Below are 19,257 nucleotides of genomic sequence, written 5' to 3'. Positions count from 1 at the left end.
CCTGCCGCGAACCCGAGCAAGGTGGGGAACTCGTATTCGCGAACGGAACGGAGAACACACATGCTCACCCTGACCGAGAACGCTGGCCGAGTCGTCAAGACCCTCGCCGAGAACGCACCACTCACCCCGGGACTGGTCGTCCCGGACGACGCGTCGTCGCTCACGCACGGCGCCGGATTGCGCATCAGCAGCAGCTCCGACGACAACAACTTCGAAGTCACCATGACGGCGACGCCGCACGAGGCCGACCAGGTCATCGAGAGCGCCGGAGCGACCGTCTTCCTCGAGGAGTCCGCAGCCGTCGCCCTGAGCGACGCGGTCCTCGACGCGCAGATCGACGAGCAGGGCGGCGTCCGCTTCGCCCTCGGCAAGGCCGAATAGCGCCCTGAGTCCGCAGAACGCCCGGTGATCCACGGTCACCGGGCGTTCGTGTGTCCGGTGGGCTCAGTCCTCGGAGTGTTTGGCGCGACTCGGCTGCACCCTCGGCGGCTCGCCCGGCATCTTCGGGAAGTCGGGAGGGAACGGGAGCTCCCCCAGTCCCTGCTCGAGGTCCCGCTCCCACCACTGCAGGAGGACGTCGATGCGCCCGGCGGTGTCGTGCATGCCGGCCCACGGGTCTCCGGTGGTCCGGAGTCGCTCCGGGACGGTCCGCACCGTGAAGGCGCCCGGATCGATCTCGGGGAGTTCGTCCCAGGTCACGGGGCACGAGACGGTCGCCGAGGCCAGCGCACGCGGGCTGTAGGCGCCGGCCATCGTCCGGTCGCGGTTCGCCTGGTTGTAGTCGACGAAGATGCGTTCACCGCGCTCCTCCTTCCACCACGAGGTCGTGACCCGGTCGGGATCCCGTCGCTCCAGTTCCCGAGCCGCCGCGATCACGGCGTGCCGGACGTCGAGGAACTCGTGCTCCGGCTCGATTGGCGCGAACACGTGGACACCTCGGTTGCCGGAGGTCTTCACGAACCCCGTCAGACCGACCTCCGTCAGCAGCTCCCGCAGCGAGCCCGCAACGCGCACGGCGTCGGCGAAGTCGGTTCCCGGCTGCGGGTCGAGGTCGATCCGCAGTTCGTCCGGATGGTCGGTGTCCGATGCCCGTGACGGCCACGGGTGGAACACGACCGTGTTCATCTGCGCGGCCCAGACGACCGCAGCGGCCTCGTCGAGGACGAGTTGCGGATGCCGCCGGCCACTCGGATACACGACGTCGACCGCCCGGACGTACTCCGGCGCTCCCTTCGGCGGGTTCTTCGAGAAGAACCACTCACCGTCCACACCGCCCGGGAACCGCTGCAGGGACACCGGGCGGTCACCGTTGGCGGCGAGGAAGGCCGGCGCGACCTCGATGAGGTATTCCGCGAGCTCCCGCTTCGTGACACCGGACTCCTCCCAGAGCACGCGGTCGGGACTGGAGAGACGTACCTCGCGGTCGCCGTGCGGTCCGGGGACGGTGAGGACGATCGCGGTGCTGGCCATGTCGGACACCGTACGCGCCCCGCCCGGCGTGGTCACGAGGGTGGTGCTCGTCGCCGCAGCGGAGTAGAACGGGACCTGTCCATCGAACCCGCCGTCACCACCCTGCCGAGGAGCCACCATGCGCGAGGTCCACGCCTCTCTCTTCCAATCCGTCGACGGCGTCGTCGAGTCGCCCGATCAGTGGCAGTTCGACCACTTCGACGCCGACATGGGCGCCATGATGACCGAGGCGATCGCTCCGATCGACGACGTCCTGCTCGGCCGCGTGAGCTACGAGCAGTGGAGCGGGTTCTGGCCGACGGTCGGCGACGACGACCCGTTCGGCTCCTTCATCAACCCCGTCCGGAAGCACGTCGCATCACGCACCCTGGCGGGCCCGTTGTCCTGGGAGAACGCGACGCTCATCCCCGGCACGCTCGAGTCCTTCGTCGAGGAGCTCAAGCAGCAGGACGGCGGGCGCATCGCGGTGCAGGCGAGCATCTCCGTCGTGCGGCAGCTCCTCTTCGCCGGTCTGCTCGACCGGCTCACCCTCATGATCCACCCGGTGGTCGCCGGCGCCGGGCGTCATCTGTTCGAACCGAGCGACCCCGTGACACGCCTGGAGCTCGTCCACTCGGTGCGGACGAGCTCCGGCAACGTGCTCTCGACATACGCTCCCCGCGCCTAGGCGGGTCGCCGCACGGCCGACTCAGCCCAGGTGGACGGCCTGCTGGTCGCCCGAGGGCAGGAGGTCCTCCTTGCGACCGCGGATGCAGACGATGGCGATGACACTCGCGATCACGAGGCCGACCGCAGCCGCGATGAACGCCGCCGAGTAGCCCTGGGTGAACGCCACGAGCTGCGACGCCCGATCGGTGACCGTCGCCTGGTCGGTGACACTCGCGTACACCGTGGTGAAGACCGACAGGCCGATCGACCCACCGATCTGCATGGAGGCGTTCGCCGTGGCGGAGGCCGCACCGGCGTCGTGCGGGGCGACACCCGTCAGCGCGAGGTTCTGCATCGGGACGAAGATCATCGCCATGCCGATCCCGAGCACGAGGAGCGCCGGCAGCACCTGGACGAAGTAGTCGCCGTCGGCCGTGATGCGGCTGAGGTACACGAGGGCGGCCGCCGCGATGAGCGGACCGATGATGAGCAGCGGGCGCGGGCCGATGGCCGGCAGGAGCTTCGTGGCGATCGGGGCGACGATCATGATCGCGACGGTCATCGGGAGGGTCGCGATGCCCGCCTCGAGCGGCGGGAAGCCGAGCACGATCTGCAGGTGGAACGTCAGGTAGAGCAGGGCCCCGATCATGACGCTGCCGACGATCATCTGCATGAGGAAGGCACCGCCGCGGACCCGGTCCGCCACGATGCGCAGCGGAAGCAGGGGCTGTGCAACGCGCATCTCGATGAAGACGAAGAGGGAGAGGAGTCCCGCACCGAGCGCGAGGAAGCCGATCGTGTCGGCGCTCCCCCAGCCGCCCTCGGCGAGCGTGAAGCCGTAGACGAGGGAGCCGAGGCCCAGGATGACCGTGATCGCGCCGAGCCAGTCGTAGCGGTTGTCGCCCTCGGCCTTGCTCTCGGTCACGAGGATGAGGCCGGCGATGAGTCCGACGATCACGAACGGCACGTTGACGAGGAGGCACCAGCGCCAGTCGACGAACTCGGTGAGCACGCCGCCGAGGATCAGGCCGACGGCCGCTCCCGCACCGGCGACGGTGCCGAAGACGGCGAAGGCCGTGTTGCGGTCGCGTCCGTGGGAGAAGGTGACGGTGAGGAGCGCGAGTGCGGCAGGTGCCATGAGCGCGGCGAACACGCCCTGCAGACCGCGGGCGACGATGAGCTCGGTCCCGCTCTGGGCGAACCCGCCGAAGGCCGATGCGGCGCCGAAGCCGACCATGCCGACCAGGTAGGTGCGCTTCCGGCCCCAGTAGTCGGCGATGCGGCCACCGAGCAGCAGCAGCGCGCCGAACGCGAGGGCGTAGGCCGTGACGACCCACTGACGCTGCGTGTCCGACAGCTCGAGCTCCTGCTGGGCTGCCGGAAGGGCGATGTTCACGATCGTGCCGTCGAGGACGACGATGAGCTGCGTCATCGCGAGGACGACGAGGACCCACCAGCGGCGGGCCGGAGAACCGGACGGTGCGTTGGTGGGGTGCGATGCGGTGGCTGCGGATGCAGACAAGGAGGACCTCCGTGCGAGGGGTGTGGGTGCTGGGGGTTTCCAGCCCCAGATCGATGCTCGACACACGGCGCGAGTGCAGCACGGTGCGGACGATCAACCACCCCAACCACGAAGTCGGGCAGAGGACCAGGATAGCGGATGCCGACGTCGCTGCACCCGTGAGGCCACGCGGATCACTCCGAGGTGACGAGCTCCAGGACGGCCTCCGGGTGTTCCAACGCCGCGAAGTGCCCGGTCGCCGGCAGGGTGCGCAGTCGGAGGTCCGGGACGAGGGCAGTGAGGACGGCTGCATCGTCGGGCCCGATGAAGACGTCGCGGTCGCCCATCATGCAGCGGACGGGACACCGCACGCCGCGCCAGACGTGCAGGTCGTAGGCGGCGGCCGCTCGGGCCGCCAGGAGGAACGACGCCGGCCGGACGTCGGCTGCGAGCGCGTCGACGACCGACCGGTCGAGGTCCCGGCGTCGTCCGAACAGGGGCGACATGAGCGGCGCCAACAGGCCGATCCGGTTCAGCGCGCGGACGAGCCCGGGCCCGCGTTCACCGAGCGCCTGCAGCACACGCATCCCGAGGAGCATGCCCGCGAACCACGGGAGCCGGGCGCCGCCACCGACCGGCTGGCGGATCGCCTCGACGACGCCGATCCCCGTCGGCGAGACGAGGTCGACCCGGATCGTCGACTCGGGCTCGCGGACGGCGAGGTCGAGCGCGACGAACCCGCCGAGCGAGTGCCCGACGACGCGCCAGGACCGGTAGCCGAGCGAGCGGGCGACGGTCGCGACGGCTGCGGAGAGGTCTCCGACCGTCACCGCGTCGGCGGTGGGAAGCGCCGATTCACCCCACCCCGGGAGGTCCACGGCGATGACGTCGTCGACGACCGCGCCCCGCTCGTCGTCGGCTCGGAGGAGTGGTGACCACGTGGTCCAGGAACCGGCGGCGCCGTGCAGCAGGATCGTGGCCGGTCCGCCCGCTTCACGACCCGCCCGGACGGTGACCGGTCCGATGTCGGTGTCCACCGTGACGCGTCCCAGGCCGAGCACGGTCGCATCGGCGGTGATCACGGAGGGGTCGTCCGGCGGGGCAGGACGCGAGGAGTTCACGGGCATACGTGTCATTCGGAAACGAGGTACCGCTCGGATCGGTGCTCGATCGACGACGCCGGTCCCCCGGTGCGGCGCGCAACCCCCCTTCCGGTCGGGAACCCGGCCGCTACCGTGGTCTGATGCCTGAGAACGCACGCGCCGCCGCAGACCAAGCCGCTGGAACCGCTAAGAACAGCACGACCCTCCGTACCCTCGCCCGCACCGGCCACGCCGTCAACGGGTTGCTCCACGTCCTCATCGGCGGGATCGCGATCTCCATCGCCCTGTCCGGCGCGAGCGGTGGATCCGGCGGCGGCGGTGACGCGGACCAGTCGGGTGCACTGAAGACGCTTGCAGGCTCGCCCGGCGGGATCGTCATCATCTGGGTCGTCGCCGTCGGGCTGTTCGCGCTCGGTCTCTGGACGGCGATCTCCGCCTTCCTCGTACGCGAATCCGACACCCGCAAGCGGTGGAGCAAGCGGATCTCGACCGCCGGACGCGCGATCGCCTACTTCGCCGTCGGATCGACCGCGCTGACCTTCGCCCTCGGCGGCAGCCAGGACTCCTCGCAGTCCAGCCAGGGCCTCACGGCGACGCTCCTGTCCTCCCCCGGTGGGGTGTTCGTCGTCATCGTCGTCGGCCTCGTGGTCATCGGCATCGGCGGCTTCTTCGTCTTCAAGGGCGTCACGCAGAAGTTCCTCGAGGACGTGCACCCGCCCGCCGGCACGACGAAGCGCGCCGTCGTCGTCCTCGGCGTCATCGGGTGGATCGCGAAGGGCGTCGCGCTCATCACGGTCGGGATCCTCTTCATCGTCGCCGCCGCGACCCAGGACCCCGAGAAGGCCTCCGGCATGGACGGCGCCATCTCGGCATTGGCCGCGCTCCCGTTCGGCGTGGTCATCCTGCTCGTGGTCGGCGTCGGGCTCATCGCCTACGGACTCTTCTGCGGTGCCCGGGCGCGCTGGGGCAGCCTGTAGAACGGTGAGGCGGGCGCCTCGGACGACGACGCGGACGGGTCCGCTCCAGACCATGTCCTGCAAACGCTTGCGTTGCGACTACCGTTAGGAGTATGACGTCTTCTGATTCCACGACGCAGCCCGAGGCGGAACCCGCCGGCGCTACGCAGACCTTCTCCGACCTCGGCCTCGACGACGCGGTGCTCAAGGTACTCAAGGACGTCGGCTACGAGACCCCGTCCGCCATCCAGGCGGCCACCATCCCGCTGCTGCTCGAGGGACGCGACGTCGTCGGCCTCGCACAGACGGGCACCGGCAAGACCGCGGCGTTCGCCCTGCCGATCCTGTCCCGCCTCGACATCACGCAGAAGACGCCGCAGGCGCTCGTCCTCGCACCGACCCGTGAGCTCGCCCTCCAGGTCTGCGAAGCGTTCGAAAAGTACGCCACCCACCTGCGCGGCGTCCACGTCCTGCCCGTCTACGGCGGCCAGGGCTACGGCGTCCAGCTGTCGGCCCTCCGTCGCGGTGTCCACATCGTCGTCGGCACGCCGGGTCGCATCATGGACCACTTGGAGAAGGGCACCCTCGACCTCACGGAGCTCAAGTACCTCGTGCTCGACGAGGCCGACGAGATGCTGAAGATGGGCTTCGCCGAGGACGTCGAGACGATCCTGGCCGACACCCCGAAGGACAAGCAGGTCGCGCTGTTCTCCGCGACGATGCCCTCGTCCATCCGTCGCATCTCCGCGAAGTACCTGAACAACCCGGAAGAGATCACGGTCAAGACGAAGACCACGACCTCGGCCAGCATCACGCAGCGCTACCTGACGGTCTCGTACCCGCAGAAGGTGGACGCGCTGACCCGCATCCTCGAGACCGAGAACTTCAGCGCGATGATCATCTTCACGCGCACGAAGAACGAGACCGAGACGCTCGCGGAGAAGCTCCGGGCGCGCGGCTACTCGGCGGCCGCCATCAACGGCGACGTCGCCCAGGTGCAGCGCGAGCGGACCGTCAACCAGCTCAAGGCCGGCAAGCTCGACATCCTCGTCGCGACCGACGTCGCCGCGCGCGGTCTCGACGTCGAGCGCATCAGCCACGTCGTCAACTACGACATCCCCGTCGACACCGAGTCCTACGTGCACCGCATCGGCCGCACCGGCCGCGCCGGGCGCACGGGCGACGCGATCAGCTTCGTCACGCCGCGCGAGCGCCACCTGCTGAAGGCCATCGAGCGGGCCACCCGTCAGCCGCTCACGCAGATGCAGCTGCCGAGCGTCGACGACGTCAACGCCACACGCCTCACCCGCTTCGACGACGCGATCACCGAAGCGCTTGGACAGACCGATCGCATCGAGCGCTTCCGCGAGATCATCGGCCACTACGTCTCCCACCACGACGTCCCCGAGGCCGATGTCGCCGCGGCCCTGGCCGTCGTCTCACAGGGCGAGACGCCGCTGCTCCTCTCGGCTGAGGACGAGCGCCGCCGCCGCGAGGAGTTCGACAGCACCAACCGTGGCAACGACCGCGCCGGTCGCGACCGTCGCGACTCCGGTGACCGCGGCTCGCGCTTCGACCGCGGCGACCGTAGCGACCGTGGCGATCAGGGCGACCGTCCCGAGCGTCGCAGCCGTCCGTCCAGCGGACCGATGGCCCCGTACCGCATCGCGGTGGGTCGTCGCCAGAAGGTCGACCCACGTCAGATCGTGGGTGCGCTCGCGAACGAGGGCGGCCTGAAGCGCGAGGACTTCGGCGCGATCCAGATCAAGCCGGACTTCTCGATCGTCGAACTGCCGGCGAGCCTCGGCAACGACGTCTTCGACCGTCTCGAGAACACCCGCATCAGCGGCAAGCTCATCGAGCTCCGTCCCGACCGCGGCGGCCCGGCCCGCCGACGCGACGACGAGGGCGGCACGGGCGGCGGCTCGTACGACCGCAAGCCGCGTTCCTAGCACGCCACACACACGACGAGAGCCGGACGGAATCATGGGATTCCGTCCGGCTCTCGTCGTTCCGCACCCGGCGGGGTGCGTCCGTCAGTCGCGCGGGTCGAGCACGCTCGTGACGACGGCGTAGTCCGCGTCGAGCGCGATCTCGAGCTCGTCGCCGTTCTCGAGGAGGACGTCGACCTCGAACGCCTCGCCCGGGTCGTCGCTGCGGTCGACGTCGGTCACGGTGCCGCCCTTCGCCTCGGCGAGCGCTGCCTTCGAGGCCGCGTCGAACTCGGTGTCGGTGAGCGGCACGTCGTCGGCGTCACGGGCGTCGCGGTCATCGATGGCTGCGGTGGTGTCGTCGTCGATGGCGGCTCCCCCGTCGCGGTCGGTGTTGGACGCAGCCGCGACGCGGTCGTCGTCGGCGTCTCCGAACTCGTCCACGGCGTAGGCGGCACCGGCTCCGCCGAGGGCGAGGGCCCCGACGACGATCGCGGTGATCCACACGGGCTTCCGGCGCCAGAAGGCCGGCTTGCCGGTGGTCGCCGGGGTCGCGGGGACGGTGGTGTGGTCGGTCGCCTCGACACGCTCGACGGGTTCGATGCGCTCGGTGGCTGCGGTGGGCTGCGTGGGATCGGTGGGCTGGGAGGCGGTGTTCTCGTTCATGTGCCCCAGACTGTCCGAGGAGCGCTGAAGCGGACCTGAAGCGAGCTGAAGCCGCGTTCAGGAAGCGGACGACGCCGGGAGCGTGACGATGAACGCCGCCCCGCCGAGCGCGCTGTCGACGAGTTCGATCGACCCACCGTGCAGCCGCACGACGTCGGCCACGATCGCCAGGCCCAGGCCCGATCCGCCGGCGTCGCGCGAACGACTCTCGTCGAGGCGGACGAACCGTTCGAACACGTGTGCGCGGGACTCGACCGGCACGCCGGGGCCGTCGTCCTCCACGGAGATCCTGACGACCCGGCCGTCGGTTGCGCATCCGAGCCTGACCACGGAGCGCGCATGCCGCACGGCGTTGTCGACGAGGTTCCGCACCACCCGGGCGAGCAGGACGTCGTCGCCGTCGATCCTCGCCGCCGCGACGGCCGCGGACTCGACACGCAGTCCGCCGGCAGACCGGAGACGAGCAGCCTCCGCCAGCAGGAGGTCGTCGACGTCGACCGTGCGCCGTGCGGTGCCCGTCGCCCCTTCGTCGAGCTTCGCGAGCAGGAGCAGCGACTCGACGAGCCCCTGCATTCTGGCGCCCTCCTCGAGGACCGTCGAGGACAACTCGGCCGGGTCCACTCGGTCCGGGTGGAGCGACGCCACCTCGGCGTACTGCCTGATCACCGCGAGCGGTGAGCGGAGCTCGTGGGAGGCGTCCGACACGAACCGCCGCTGCGCTATCTGGGCGTCCTCGAGCCGCTCGAGCATGCCGTTCATCGTCCCGGCGAGGCGACCGATCTCGTCGCCCGTGTCGGGGACCTCGATCCGTCGGTGCAGTTCGCCGGCCCCCAGCTCCGAGACCTCACGGCGGATGCGTTCCACCGGCGCCAGCGCACGCCCGACGAGCAGCCAGGTCAGGCCGCCGACGAGGGCGACGAGCACGGGCACCGCGATGAGCAGGAGCGTCGACACGAGTCCGACGGCGTCATCGGTCTCCTCGAGGGAGCGGCCCGCGAGGACGACCAGGTCACGCCCGTCGACGTCGACGTCCTCGCCGGCGAACACCACCGGCTCGTCGTCGACGACCGAGACGAACACGTCACCGTCCGGGATCGGCGTCGGGAGCTCGATCTCGTCATCCGTCCGGTCCACGACACGGCCGTCCTCGACGAGGACCAGGAGTCGACCGTCATCCTCGGGCAGCGTCGTCGCGTCCGCCGCGGCCAGCTGCGCCGCGGCGCTCTCCGCCTCGGCCGAGGCGCTCTGTTCGACGCCGGAACGGAGCGCCGCGGAGAACAGGCCGACGAACGCGACGGAGCCGACCCCGAGGAACAGTCCGACCGCGAGCACCGATCCCAGTGCCGCGCGGGCTCGGACCGACCGCCACAGCCGCCGTCGGGGCGCGACCGCTCCGTGCGGCCCGGCGTCAGCCACGCCCGCCCGCCAACCGGTAGCCGAACCCGCGCACCGTCTCGATCGAAGCACGCTCGAAGGGGCGGTCCACCTTGTTGCGGAGATGCCCGACGTAGACCTCGACGATGTTGGGATCGCCCTCGAAGTCGTCGTCCCAGACGTTCTGCAGGACCTCGCGCTTCGACACCACCTCGCCGCCGCGTCGCATGAGGAACTCGAGGACCGCGAACTCGCGCGAGGTCAGGTCGATCGGGACATTGCCCCGGTGGACCTGCTTCGACGCCGGGTCGAGCCGCAGTTCGCCGACCTCGAGCACCGCCGGCCGCTCCCGCGATCCACGTCGGACGAGTGAGCGGATCCGCGCGACGAGCACCGCGAAGGAGAACGGTTTGCTCAGGAAGTCGTCGGCACCGGTGTCGAGGGCTTCGACCTGGTCCCAGTCGCCGTCCTTCGCCGTGAGCATGAGGATCGGGGTCCAGTCGCCCGCGTCGCGGAGCTGCTGACAGACGCGGTAGCCGCTGAGTCCCGGCATCATGATGTCGAGGATGATGGCGTCGTAGCGATGCTCGCCGGCCATCCACAGGCCGTCGACCCCGTTCGCAGCGACGTCGACGGCGAAGCCCTCCGCTTCGAGCCCCCTCCGAACGCCGTCGGCGAGTCGCACCTCATCGTCCACGACGAGTATCCGCATCCGGTGCGACCTCCAGGCTCCGTGCCGGTCGACGGTCGAGCGGCGCGTCCCAGTCTGGCGCGGACAAGCTGAAGCAGCGCTGAAGCGGGACGGTCCGGCGTGGACCCCCGTCTAGGCTGGGCGCATGGGTGATGAGGACCGCCGGAAGCGAGCCGCCGAGCAGGAGGCCCGGGCGCTGCGTGCGCTCGAGTCGATCAGGAACGGCGGCGATCTCGGCAAGGAGACCCTCGACCTCTCGAACGAGTACTCCGACGGACTGCGCACCCGCGTCGCAGCGTGGTTCCGTGGCGCGAAGCGCCGGAAGGACTGACCGCCGTCAGTCCGCCTGCTCCGGGTGCACCGGGTAGTGGCTCGTGATCGAGACGCGGTTGAAGGCGTTGATCACGATCGCCAGCCACCGGACCGCGGCGATCTGACCGTTCGTGAGCGTCGACAGGTCGTCGTCCGGCAGGCGCCGCCGGTGTTGGACGTCCGCGATGAGGGTGACGTCCTCGGTGATCGCGAGTGCGGCCTGCTCCATCGGGCTGAAGTACTCGCTGTCGCGCCAGGCGGACAGGATGGCGAGGCGTTCCGTGGTCTCGCCGACCGCGATCGCATCGGCGACGTGGAGGCGCAGGCAGTACGCGCAGCCGTTGATCTGCGAGGCCCGGATGCGGATCAGCTCGATGAGCCGGTTGTCGATGCCGGCGTCGAGTGCCGCGCGACCCGCGGCACGCCCGGTCTCGACGAGCGCCTGGTAGACCTCGGGTGATTCCTTGTCGAGCCAGACGTCGGCGCTCATGGGGTTCCTCTCGTCACTGGGCGGGCGCGGTCCCGCACGCATTCGTCCAACGCTAACGCGCATGGCGGGACGACGTCAGCGTGCCGCGTCACCGTGGCGGGATGTCCTGGCGCGTGACCGGCACCGCTGATGCGTCGCCGTGGGGTCGCAATTCCACCCGACGACTGCCGCAGGCGGCGCACCGGAGGTAGCGTAGCGACCCCTCCGAGGTGGTGTGCGCCGACTCCGTCGCCCAGGTGTGGGGGCAGGCGTCGAGGGCGTTCGGCGAGGGTTCGGAGGACTGCGGGGGTGCATCGAGGAGGGTCATGACTCCACCATGATGTAATGGCGTTATGCATCTCAACCCTTACGGCTCGTACGCCGTCCTCCTGGCCGCGTCGCTGGCGAACGACTGGCCCGACGACCGGGACGGCATCGTCGCCCGCACCCGCGAGCACGGGATGACGATGCCCTTCACCGAGGTGGCACGTGACCACGCCCGCGTCCGCCGGGTCGTCGATGAGTGGCTGACCGTCGTCGATGCAGCCGACGATCAGGCCAGGGCGGCCGCGCTCAACCGCCAGATGGCTTCCGCGGCCGCGTTCCCGCGGCTGACGGACCACGACGGCGAGGGGTGGCACCTGCACTACCGCGACGAGCATCAGGCGCTCCCCGAGGTCCTCGCCGCGGTGATCAGCGTCGGGACGGCCCTCCACCTGACGACCAGGGGGATGCAGCGTCTCGGTCGGTGTGCCGCGGGGACCGAACCGGGCGACACCTGCCGGAGGGTCGTCGTCGACGTCACCCGCAACGGCCGTCAGCGCTACTGCTCGGTGCGGTGCGCCAACCGGTCGGGCGTCCGCAGGCACCGCGCACGCGCGGGCGGCTCAGGCCGCTGATCGGGCGTCGGGCAACAGGAACCAGACGCTCGCTCCCCCGAGCCCCGACTCGTCGATCTCGATCCGGCCACCGTGCGCCTCGACGATGCGTCGACAGGTCGAGAGGCCGATGCCGAGGCCGGCGACCTCGCTCCCCGCCGCGCGTTCCATGAGGTCGAAGACCCGCTCTCGCTGCTCCGGAGCGACACCGGGACCGTTGTCCTCGACCGCGACCAGCACCCCGGCGGAGACCCGCTCGGCCTGCACCAGCACGTGCGGGACGACTCCGGCCGCTGCACTGAACTTCACCGCGTTCGCGATCAGGTTCTGCAGCAGCGCGCCCAGCAGCGTCTCGTCGCCCTGCACCTGGAAGGGCGTGTCGACGTCGACGGTCGCGCCGGTCGAGGTGATGGTCGCATCGAGGTCCTCGACCACCGAGGACACGAGCGGCCCGAGGTCGATCGGGACGCGTCGCGGACGGGCGCCACCGATCCGGGCGAAGTCGAGCAGGTCGATGATCATCGCCGCCATCCGGTCGGCGGCGGACTCGGCTCGCGCGAGCGCCTTCGCCGCGTGCGGCGCGTTCACCATGTCCGGGCTGTCGGTCGCGAGCTCGAGGAACCCGGAGACCGCCATGAGCGGGTTGCGCAGGTCGTGGCTCACCTGGCCGGCGAACTGGGCGAGCTGCTCGTTGGACTGGCCGAGCTCGTAGGTGAGGCGGAGCAGCTCGAGGACGTCGACGACCTGCCTCGCGAGGAGGTCGAGGGCCTTGCCCTGTTCCGGAGTCAGCTCACGGACCCGGTCGTCGAAGATGCACAGGGTGCCGATCGGGACGCCGTCGGGGGTGACGAGCGGGCTCGACGCGTAGAAGCGGACGCTGGCGAGCTCACCGGTGACGAAGGGGTTCGCCGCGAAGCGCGGGTCCTCCCGAGCGTCCGAGACGATCGTCCGCACCTGCTGTTGGAACACGACCGCGCACATCGAGTCCTCGCGCGAGCAGCTCGCCGGTTCCAACCCGACCGCAGCGATCTGGTGCTGGAACCGGTCGTCGATGATGTTGATCACGGCGGTCGGCACGTCGCACATGGTCGCGGCGAGGTGGACGAGACTCTCGAGGTCCGTCTCGGGCGGACGACCGACGACCTGGTACTCGGCGATCGCGGAGCGCCTCGTGATGTCCTCTGCGGTGATCACGCGCGCCCTTTCGTCGTCGGAATCCGGAACGTGTCCATGCTACCCATCCAGGGCACATGCACTGCCCCGGCTGTCGGATACGTCCGGGATGTGCCACTCCCTACCCGGACGGTCGACCGTCGCTCACGCGAGCTGGAGACGTCTCCAGGCGAGTTCGGCGAGCACCGCGGACTGCAGGTCCAGGACGCCGTCATCGAACACCGCGCGTTCGGAATGCAGGGCGACGGAGCCCTCATCGGGGGCGGCACCGACGAAGACGAGCGTGCCGGGGACCTCGTCGAGGATGTAGGCGAAGTCCTCCGACGCCATCGACGGCACCTCCTGCCGGACGACCCGGTCGGGCCCCACGAGCGCGTCGAGCGTGCTGAGGACGAACCGCGTCTCCTCCGGGTCGTTGACGGTGACGGGGTAGGACGCGATGAACGTCGACTCGAGGGTGCAGCCGTGCGCCTCGGCGATCGCGGTCAGCAACTCAGGCAGCTGCTCGCGCACCGTCTCGAGCGTCGCCTTCGACAGCGTGCGGATGTTCGCCTCCAGGCTGACGGCCGAGGCGAGCACGTTGCTGGCCTCGGAGTCGCTGCTCAGCCGGGTGATGGAGATGACGGCCTGGTCGGTGGCCGGAAGCCGACGGGCCGCGAAGGTCTGCACGGCGAGGATGAGATGTGCGGCGACCGGCACCGGATCGACGGCGAGGTGCGGGAACGCCGCGTGACCGCCCGTCCCGCGGACGGTGAGCTGCAACGCGTTGGCACTCGCCATCATCGCGCCCTCCCGCGTGACGAGCTGCCCGCGTGGGGTGCTGCAGTCGACGTGCAGCGCGTACGCCGCGATGGGTCGCTCTCCGGCGATGTCGAGCAGATCTTCCTCGAGCATGATCCGCGCGCCGGCCTGGCCCTCCTCCCCGGGCTGGAACATGAACACGACCGTGCCGGCGAGGTCGTCGCGACGGGCGACGAGCAGCCGGACGGCACCGAGGAGACCCGCCATGTGGAGATCGTGGCCGCAGGCGTGCATGGCCCCGGAGGTCGATGCGAACGGCAGCCCGGTCGCCTCGGTGACCGGCAGACCGTCCATGTCGGCACGGAGCAGCACGGTGGGGCCCGGGGCGCCGCCCCGGAGGACGGCGACGACCGAGGAGAGTCCGATGCCCGTCGTGACCTCCAGGCCGAGGCCCTCGAGTTCGCGCAGGATGATCCGCTGGGTTCCGGGCAGGTCGAGGCCGACCTCGACGGCCTGGTGCAGTTCGCGTCGGACGGCGATCAGTTCGTCGCGCAACGCGGTCGCGTCCTCCTGGAAGCCGGTCACGAGCGCACCCCGTCGTCCTGCGGCGAGCGCCGGTACACCTGCTCGCCGCGGATCCAGGTCTCGGCGACCCGGACGGTGGCGATCTCGTCCGCGGGGACGGAGAAGACGTCGCGGTCGAGGACGGCGAAGCTGCCGTCGTATCCCGTGGCGATCCGACCGACGCTGTCGAGCGGCGAGAGCAGGCCGGCTCGTCCCGTGTACAGCAGGAGCGCCTGGGCGACGCTGATGGCTTCCTCGGGGACGAAGTCGGCGCCGTTGTAGGCCTGTCGTCGGACGGCGGCCTCGACGGAGAGCATGACGTCGTCGGCGCCGCTCCAGGCGGTGGCCGGGCGGTCGGAGGAGAGCGCGAGCGGCCCGATGGTGCGGAACAACCGGGCGATCGGGTAGGCGTCGGGGACCTGTTCGGCGCGGAGGGCGAGCTCGTAGCCGTCGTATTCGGCGAAGAAGAACACGGTGTGGGTGGCGATCCCGAACGTCATGCGCGCGGAGCGGAGCCGTTCGGCGTACTCCTCGCTGATGATGGTCGCGTGCTCGATGCGGACGGAGGGGATGCCGTCGAGCCAGGGCTCCTGGTCTTCGAAGAGGCTCGCGACGCGGTCGAGGGCGCGGTCGCCCATGGCGTGCACCGCGAGCTGGACGCCGTTGCGGCGAGCCCAGGCGCCGGCTGCGAGGACGTCGTCGTCCTCGACGAGTCGGAGTCCGTGGTCGCAGGATTCGGGATACGGTTCGGCGACCCAGGCGGTGCGGTTCGAGTAGGCCCCGTCGAGGACGACCTTCACCCCGCCGATGCGGATCCGCCCCTCGCGATCGTCCGGAGTGAGCTCGGCGAGTGGCGCGGAGGGGTCCCAGCCCGGGTAGAGGGCGACGCGGGTGCGGAGCCCCTTGGCGGCAGCGGCGCGGAAGGCGTCGAGGGGGTCGTGCAGTCGGTTGGACAGCAGGTCGCATACGGCGACGATCCCTCGCGAGGCCAGTTCCTCGCCGATCGCGACGAGCGAGGCGACCTGTTCGTCTCGTTCCGGCACCGGGATGAACCTCGCGACCGCCTCGACCGCGGCGATCTCGGTGAGGACACCGTTCGGCTCGCCGTCCGGTCCGCGTTCGAAACGCGCACCGGCCGGGTCGGGTGTGGCGGCCGTGATGCCCGCGAGGCGGAGCGCCGCGGTGTTGCAGACGGCGGAGTGGGCGTCGCAGCGCCAGACGAGGACGGGGCGTTCTGCGGACACCGCGTCGAGGTCGGCTGTGGTCGGCATCCGTCCCTCGGGGAACTTCGTGTCGTCGAACCCTCGGCCGAGCACCCAGGCGCTCGGCGCGGTCAGCGTCGCCTGGTGCTCTCGCAGCCGCTCCACGAGTCCCTCGATGGAGACCACTGACGGCGGGAAGCACTCGGCGGCCACGGCGGTGGCAGCCATGAGCGCCGGGTGGGTGTGGCTGTCGATGAGGCCGGGGAGCACGGTGCGTCCGCCGAGGTCGACCGCGGGTTCCCCCGCGACCGCGGACGCCTCCCCTACCCAGTCGAAGCGGCCGTCGACGATGCGGAACGCGGAGGCGAAGCCCGTCTCGTCGGTGCCGGTGAACACCCGGGCGTTCGTGAAGAGCTGCGAGTGGGTCGGCGTCGCGGTGTCGGTCTGCGTCATGGTAGGGGTATCCGTCTCGGTCTCAGCTGCCATCAGAACGCGCGCCAGGTGAAGCGTCCGCCGAGCAGGGTCGCGGCGACCGGCATCGACCGCAGCCGCTCAGCGTCGGCGTCGAACGGGTCGAGGTCCGTGATGACGAGGTCGGCGGGCTGCCCGACCGCGATCGAAGTGCGGACGCTCGCGGCCAGGGCCACGTCCAGCGGGAGCCGTTGCTCGGGGTGCCAGGCGTCGCGGCCGTCGCGACTCCGGCTCGTCGCGGAGGCGATCGCCTGCCACGGGTCGAGGGGCGAGACCGGAGCATCCGAGCCGAGTCGGAGGCCGACGCCTGCGCGGTGCAGGGATCCGAACGCGAAGGCGCGACCCGTGCGGCCGCTCCAGTGGCGGTCGGCGACGTCCCGGTCGTCCATCGCGTGCTCGGGCTGCACGCTCGCGATGAGCCCGAGGCTCGCGAACCGGGCGAAGTCCTGCTCGCGCACGAGCTGGGCGTGCTCGATGATGCCGCGCATCCCGAGCGCTTCGAAGGTGTCGAGGACCTCGGTGTTGGCTCGGTCGCCGATCGCGTGGACGGCAGCCTCGATCCCGGCGCCCCTCGCTCGTTCCAGCAGTCGGCGGAGCTCGTCGACCGAGACGCTCTCGACCCCGCAGGCGTGCGCACTCGACGGGTCGACGCCCGGATACGGGTCCCAGCACCAGGCGGTCCTCGTGTTGAGGGAACCGTCGACGACGACCTTGAGTCGCCCCATGGTGAGGAGTCCGGCCGGGTCGATCGCGTCGCCGGTGCGGAGTCCCGCCGCGATGACGGACTCCAGTCGGTCGGGCCACGCGGCGGCCTCGATCCGCAGGCTCGTCGCGCCGTCCGCGATGCGCTCGGACCATTCGCCGAGATTGTCGGTGTTCTCGAACTCGACGATCCCGACGACGCCGCGTCGGGCTGCCGCGTCGGCGGCGTCCCGGTAGGCGTGTGCTGCGAGCCCGGAGTGCTGGTCGATCCGCTGCAGCGCCTCGATCCACGGTGCTTCGGCGACGATCCCGCTCGCGTCGAGGTCCAGGCCGAGCCGTCGCGCGGCGCGCGTGTTCATCCAGGCGCAGTGCAGGTCGCCGCTGACGAGGATGACGGGCACGTCCGATTCGGTGGCCTCCAGAGCGGCGAGCGTCGCCGGCTGCCCCCACAGGCCGTCGCGGAACCCGTACCCCATGAGGTACCCGTCGGTGAGGGGTGCACCGGTGTCGACCGCGCGCCGGACGACCGCGAGGACGTCGGCCGCGCTGGCGGTGTCGGTCAGGTCGATCCGTCGCCGCTGGATCACCCACTGGGTCATGTGGACGTGCGCGTCCCAGAGCCCCGGTCCGACCGTGCGTCCGGCGACGTCCACGACTTCGCCGGACGCCGGGGCCGTCCCGGCCGGTCGAATCCCGGCGATCCGACCGTCGCGGACGAGGATGTCGACGGGCTCGCCGCCGGAGGGCCGTGCGTTCCGGAGCGTGAGGTCGGTCACGGCGCGAGTGTCCCGTCGTCGGTGGTCGGCGTCGCCGTCCCCGTGTCGAGCCCGTGGAGGGCCGCCATGCGGGCGGCGAGGCTCGGGTTCCGGTACGGACCCGGCTCCCCGAGCGCCGTGACGACCCGTTCGACGACCTCGGGCGGTTTGTCCTGGCTCATCTTCTCCTTGGCCTCGAACCGGGTCACGCGCAGGCGGAACCCGACCGTCCCGTGAACGATGCGTGCCGCGTACTCGCTGTTCGCGATCGTCCCGTTCATCAGGTACGGCTCGGGCAGCACACGCTCGAAGTGGGCGACGAGGCGGTCGAGCACCTGCAGGTTCTCCTCGTCCGAGAGCAGTTCGGGCACCCCGTACAGGTGGGCGACCGCGAAGTTCCAGGTGGGGACGGCCGGTGAGGTGTCGTACCAGCTCGGCGAGACGTACCCCTGGGGGCCGTAGACGATCACCATGGCCTCGTGCTGGCCGAGCTCGTGCAGTCGCTCATCCGGCCGCCCGACGTGGCTGAGGAGCACGATCCCGTCCTCGTCCTCCTCGAGCAGGACCGGATAGTGCGACGAGACGAGCCCACGACCGGGGACGTGACTGACGACCGTCGCCCAGGGGTGCTCGCGCACGAGTGCGCGGACCGCTTCGACGTCGCCCTGGACGTACTCGGTGGTGTGCCTCATCTGCCGCCTCCTGCGGTGCTCGGGGTGTCGACCGCGGACGCTGCGGCCGCCAGGGCCGTCGCCACGTTCGAGGGGGCTGCGACGCCCCGGACGCGCGCCAACCAGGCGGTCGTCGCGGCGAGGGCCCCGAGGTCGAGCCCGGTCTCGATCCCGAGCCCGTGGAGCATCCACACGAGGTCCTCGGTTGCGAGGTTACCGGTGGCGCCCTTCGCGTACGGGCAGCGACCCAGGCCACCCACGGAGGAGTCGAACTCGGCGACGCCCAGCGAGAGCGCCGCGTACACGTTGGCGAGTCCCTGCCCGTAGGTGTCGTGCAGATGCAGCGCGACCGCCTCGACCGGGATCCCGGCGGCGAGCACGTCCCGGACGACCCGGGTCGTGAGCCCGGGCGTCCCCACCCCGATCGTGTCGCTGACGGCGACGGTCGAACACCCGGCGCGGTACAGCCGGACGGCGGCCTCGACGACCGTCGCCGGATCGACCGCACCCTCCCAGGGGTCCCCGAACGCCATCGACACGTAGCCGCGCACCGGGACGCCATCCGCGGTCGCGGCGGCGACGACCTCCTCGGCGCGTTCGACGGCCCCCTCGCGCGAGGTGTTGAGGTTGGCCCTGGCGAACGACTCCGACGCGCTCACGACGACGGAGACCTCCCGGACACCCGCGTCGATCGCCCGATGCAGGCCGCGCAGGTTCGGCACGAGGCCGACTGCTCGCGCACCGGTCGGCACCTCGAGGCCCGCGACGAGCCGTTCCGCATCCGCGAACTGCGGGATCCAGGTGGCCGGCACGAAACTCGTCACCTCGAGGTCCCGTGACCCCGCCTCGTACAGACGCCGACAGAGCTCCGCTTTCACCGCCGTCGGCAGGATGTCCGTCTCGGCCTGCAGCCCGTCGCGCGGAGCCACCTCGTAGACGCGCACCCGTGTCGGGAGACCGTCCACCGGTTCCATCCGGG

The 19,257-nt window shown here is 70.8% G+C and carries 20 protein-coding genes; 6 read left to right on the top strand and 14 right to left on the bottom strand.

What is annotated here, in order from left to right; translation table 11 throughout:
- Positions 1–60: 60 nt before the first annotated feature.
- The gene (locus IFU11_RS00195; RefSeq protein ID WP_064295440.1) at positions 61–381 is read left to right on the top strand and encodes a hypothetical protein; all 321 of its coding nucleotides are present in this window, start codon (positions 61–63) and stop codon (positions 379–381) included.
- A 63-nt stretch (positions 382–444) separates the two neighbouring features.
- Here IFU11_RS00195 and ligD read toward each other — a convergent pair whose 3' ends face one another.
- Positions 445–1,470 carry a non-homologous end-joining DNA ligase gene (ligD, locus tag IFU11_RS00190; RefSeq protein WP_137243054.1) on the bottom strand — a complete coding sequence of 342 codons (1,026 nt, stop codon included), beginning with the start codon at positions 1,468–1,470 and terminating at the stop codon, positions 445–447.
- Between the two features lie 118 nt (positions 1,471–1,588).
- Here ligD and IFU11_RS00185 point away from each other — a divergent pair, with 118 nt between their 5' ends.
- The gene (locus IFU11_RS00185; protein ID WP_138944517.1) at positions 1,589–2,137 is read left to right on the top strand and encodes a dihydrofolate reductase family protein; all 549 of its coding nucleotides are present in this window, start codon (positions 1,589–1,591) and stop codon (positions 2,135–2,137) included.
- Positions 2,138–2,158: 21 nt separating this feature from the next.
- On the opposite strand, the gene IFU11_RS00180 is transcribed toward IFU11_RS00185, so the two are convergent.
- Together IFU11_RS00180 and IFU11_RS00175 are read right to left on the bottom strand one after the other, a co-directional pair.
- Entirely contained in the window at positions 2,159–3,640 is a 1,482-nt protein-coding gene (locus IFU11_RS00180) for an MFS transporter (protein ID WP_199862085.1), read from the bottom strand.
- Between the two features lie 173 nt (positions 3,641–3,813).
- Positions 3,814–4,746: an alpha/beta fold hydrolase gene (locus IFU11_RS00175; protein WP_192017879.1), complete on the bottom strand. Its 933-nt coding sequence runs from the start codon at positions 4,744–4,746 to the stop codon at positions 3,814–3,816.
- Between the two features lie 116 nt (positions 4,747–4,862).
- Between IFU11_RS00175 and IFU11_RS00170 the strand changes: the two genes are divergently transcribed.
- Complete coding sequence (locus tag IFU11_RS00170; RefSeq protein WP_192017878.1) at positions 4,863–5,699, top strand: DUF1206 domain-containing protein; 837 nt, start codon at positions 4,863–4,865, stop codon at positions 5,697–5,699.
- 92 nt (positions 5,700–5,791) lie between these two features.
- Positions 5,792–7,630 (top strand): DEAD/DEAH box helicase, encoded by a 1,839-nt coding sequence (locus IFU11_RS00165; RefSeq protein ID WP_192017877.1) that lies wholly within the window; start codon positions 5,792–5,794, stop codon positions 7,628–7,630.
- 84 nt (positions 7,631–7,714) lie between these two features.
- Here the strand turns inward: IFU11_RS00165 and IFU11_RS00160 are convergent, their stop codons facing one another.
- The 3 genes from IFU11_RS00160 to IFU11_RS00150 are packed head-to-tail and all read right to left on the bottom strand — an operon-like array spanning position 7,715 to position 10,361.
- The gene (locus IFU11_RS00160; protein ID WP_192017876.1) at positions 7,715–8,275 is read right to left on the bottom strand and encodes a hypothetical protein; all 561 of its coding nucleotides are present in this window, start codon (positions 8,273–8,275) and stop codon (positions 7,715–7,717) included.
- Positions 8,276–8,332: 57 nt separating this feature from the next.
- The gene (locus tag IFU11_RS00155; protein WP_192017875.1) at positions 8,333–9,691 is read right to left on the bottom strand and encodes a sensor histidine kinase; all 1,359 of its coding nucleotides are present in this window, start codon (positions 9,689–9,691) and stop codon (positions 8,333–8,335) included.
- Entirely contained in the window at positions 9,684–10,361 is a 678-nt protein-coding gene (locus IFU11_RS00150; protein ID WP_192017874.1) for a response regulator transcription factor, read from the bottom strand. The genes IFU11_RS00155 and IFU11_RS00150 overlap by 8 nt, the downstream gene beginning before the upstream one ends.
- A gap of 124 nt (positions 10,362–10,485) precedes the next feature.
- On the opposite strand from IFU11_RS00150, the gene IFU11_RS00145 reads away from it, so the two are divergent.
- Entirely contained in the window at positions 10,486–10,671 is a 186-nt protein-coding gene (locus IFU11_RS00145) for a hypothetical protein (protein WP_192017873.1), read from the top strand.
- 6 nt (positions 10,672–10,677) lie between these two features.
- Here IFU11_RS00145 and IFU11_RS00140 read toward each other — a convergent pair whose 3' ends face one another.
- Both IFU11_RS00140 and IFU11_RS00135 read right to left on the bottom strand, forming a co-directional pair.
- The gene (locus IFU11_RS00140; RefSeq protein ID WP_192017872.1) at positions 10,678–11,142 is read right to left on the bottom strand and encodes a carboxymuconolactone decarboxylase family protein; all 465 of its coding nucleotides are present in this window, start codon (positions 11,140–11,142) and stop codon (positions 10,678–10,680) included.
- 88 nt (positions 11,143–11,230) lie between these two features.
- Entirely contained in the window at positions 11,231–11,449 is a 219-nt protein-coding gene (locus tag IFU11_RS00135) for a hypothetical protein (RefSeq protein WP_192017871.1), read from the bottom strand.
- A gap of 25 nt (positions 11,450–11,474) precedes the next feature.
- Between IFU11_RS00135 and IFU11_RS00130 the strand changes: the two genes are divergently transcribed.
- On the top strand, positions 11,475–12,020 hold the full coding sequence (locus IFU11_RS00130) for a CGNR zinc finger domain-containing protein (protein WP_192017870.1): 546 nt from the start codon (positions 11,475–11,477) through the stop codon (positions 12,018–12,020).
- Here the strand turns inward: IFU11_RS00130 and IFU11_RS20670 are convergent.
- The 6 genes from IFU11_RS20670 to IFU11_RS00100 all read right to left on the bottom strand — a co-directional run bounded on the left by IFU11_RS20670 (position 12,009) and on the right by IFU11_RS00100 (position 19,252).
- Complete coding sequence (locus IFU11_RS20670; protein ID WP_192017869.1) at positions 12,009–13,193, bottom strand: sensor histidine kinase; 1,185 nt, start codon at positions 13,191–13,193, stop codon at positions 12,009–12,011. The genes IFU11_RS00130 and IFU11_RS20670 overlap by 12 nt on opposite strands.
- A gap of 123 nt (positions 13,194–13,316) precedes the next feature.
- Positions 13,317–14,498, bottom strand: a complete 1,182-nt coding sequence (locus IFU11_RS00120; protein ID WP_137241572.1) for a M20 metallopeptidase family protein — start codon at positions 14,496–14,498, stop codon at positions 13,317–13,319.
- The gene (locus IFU11_RS00115) at positions 14,495–16,132 is read right to left on the bottom strand and encodes an amidohydrolase (RefSeq protein WP_192017868.1); all 1,638 of its coding nucleotides are present in this window, start codon (positions 16,130–16,132) and stop codon (positions 14,495–14,497) included. The genes IFU11_RS00120 and IFU11_RS00115 overlap by 4 nt, the downstream gene beginning before the upstream one ends.
- A gap of 32 nt (positions 16,133–16,164) precedes the next feature.
- Complete coding sequence (locus IFU11_RS00110) at positions 16,165–17,628, bottom strand: amidohydrolase (protein ID WP_192017867.1); 1,464 nt, start codon at positions 17,626–17,628, stop codon at positions 16,165–16,167.
- The gene (locus IFU11_RS00105) at positions 17,625–18,299 is read right to left on the bottom strand and encodes an FMN-binding negative transcriptional regulator (protein WP_192017866.1); all 675 of its coding nucleotides are present in this window, start codon (positions 18,297–18,299) and stop codon (positions 17,625–17,627) included. Before IFU11_RS00105 ends, IFU11_RS00110 begins: the two co-directional genes overlap by 4 nt.
- A complete protein-coding gene (locus IFU11_RS00100) occupies positions 18,296–19,252 on the bottom strand; it encodes a hydroxymethylglutaryl-CoA lyase (protein WP_244631608.1) in 957 nt (318 codons plus the stop codon). Before IFU11_RS00100 ends, IFU11_RS00105 begins: the two co-directional genes overlap by 4 nt.
- Positions 19,253–19,257: the final 5 nt, after the last annotated feature.

This window comes from Plantibacter sp. CFBP 8804 (genome assembly GCF_014841225.1).
In the GTDB taxonomy this organism is placed as follows: Bacteria; Actinomycetota; Actinomycetes; order Actinomycetales; family Microbacteriaceae; genus Plantibacter; species Plantibacter auratus.
The sequence above is the reverse complement of the archived record's forward strand: the minus strand, read 5'-3'. Positions and strand labels throughout refer to the sequence as shown.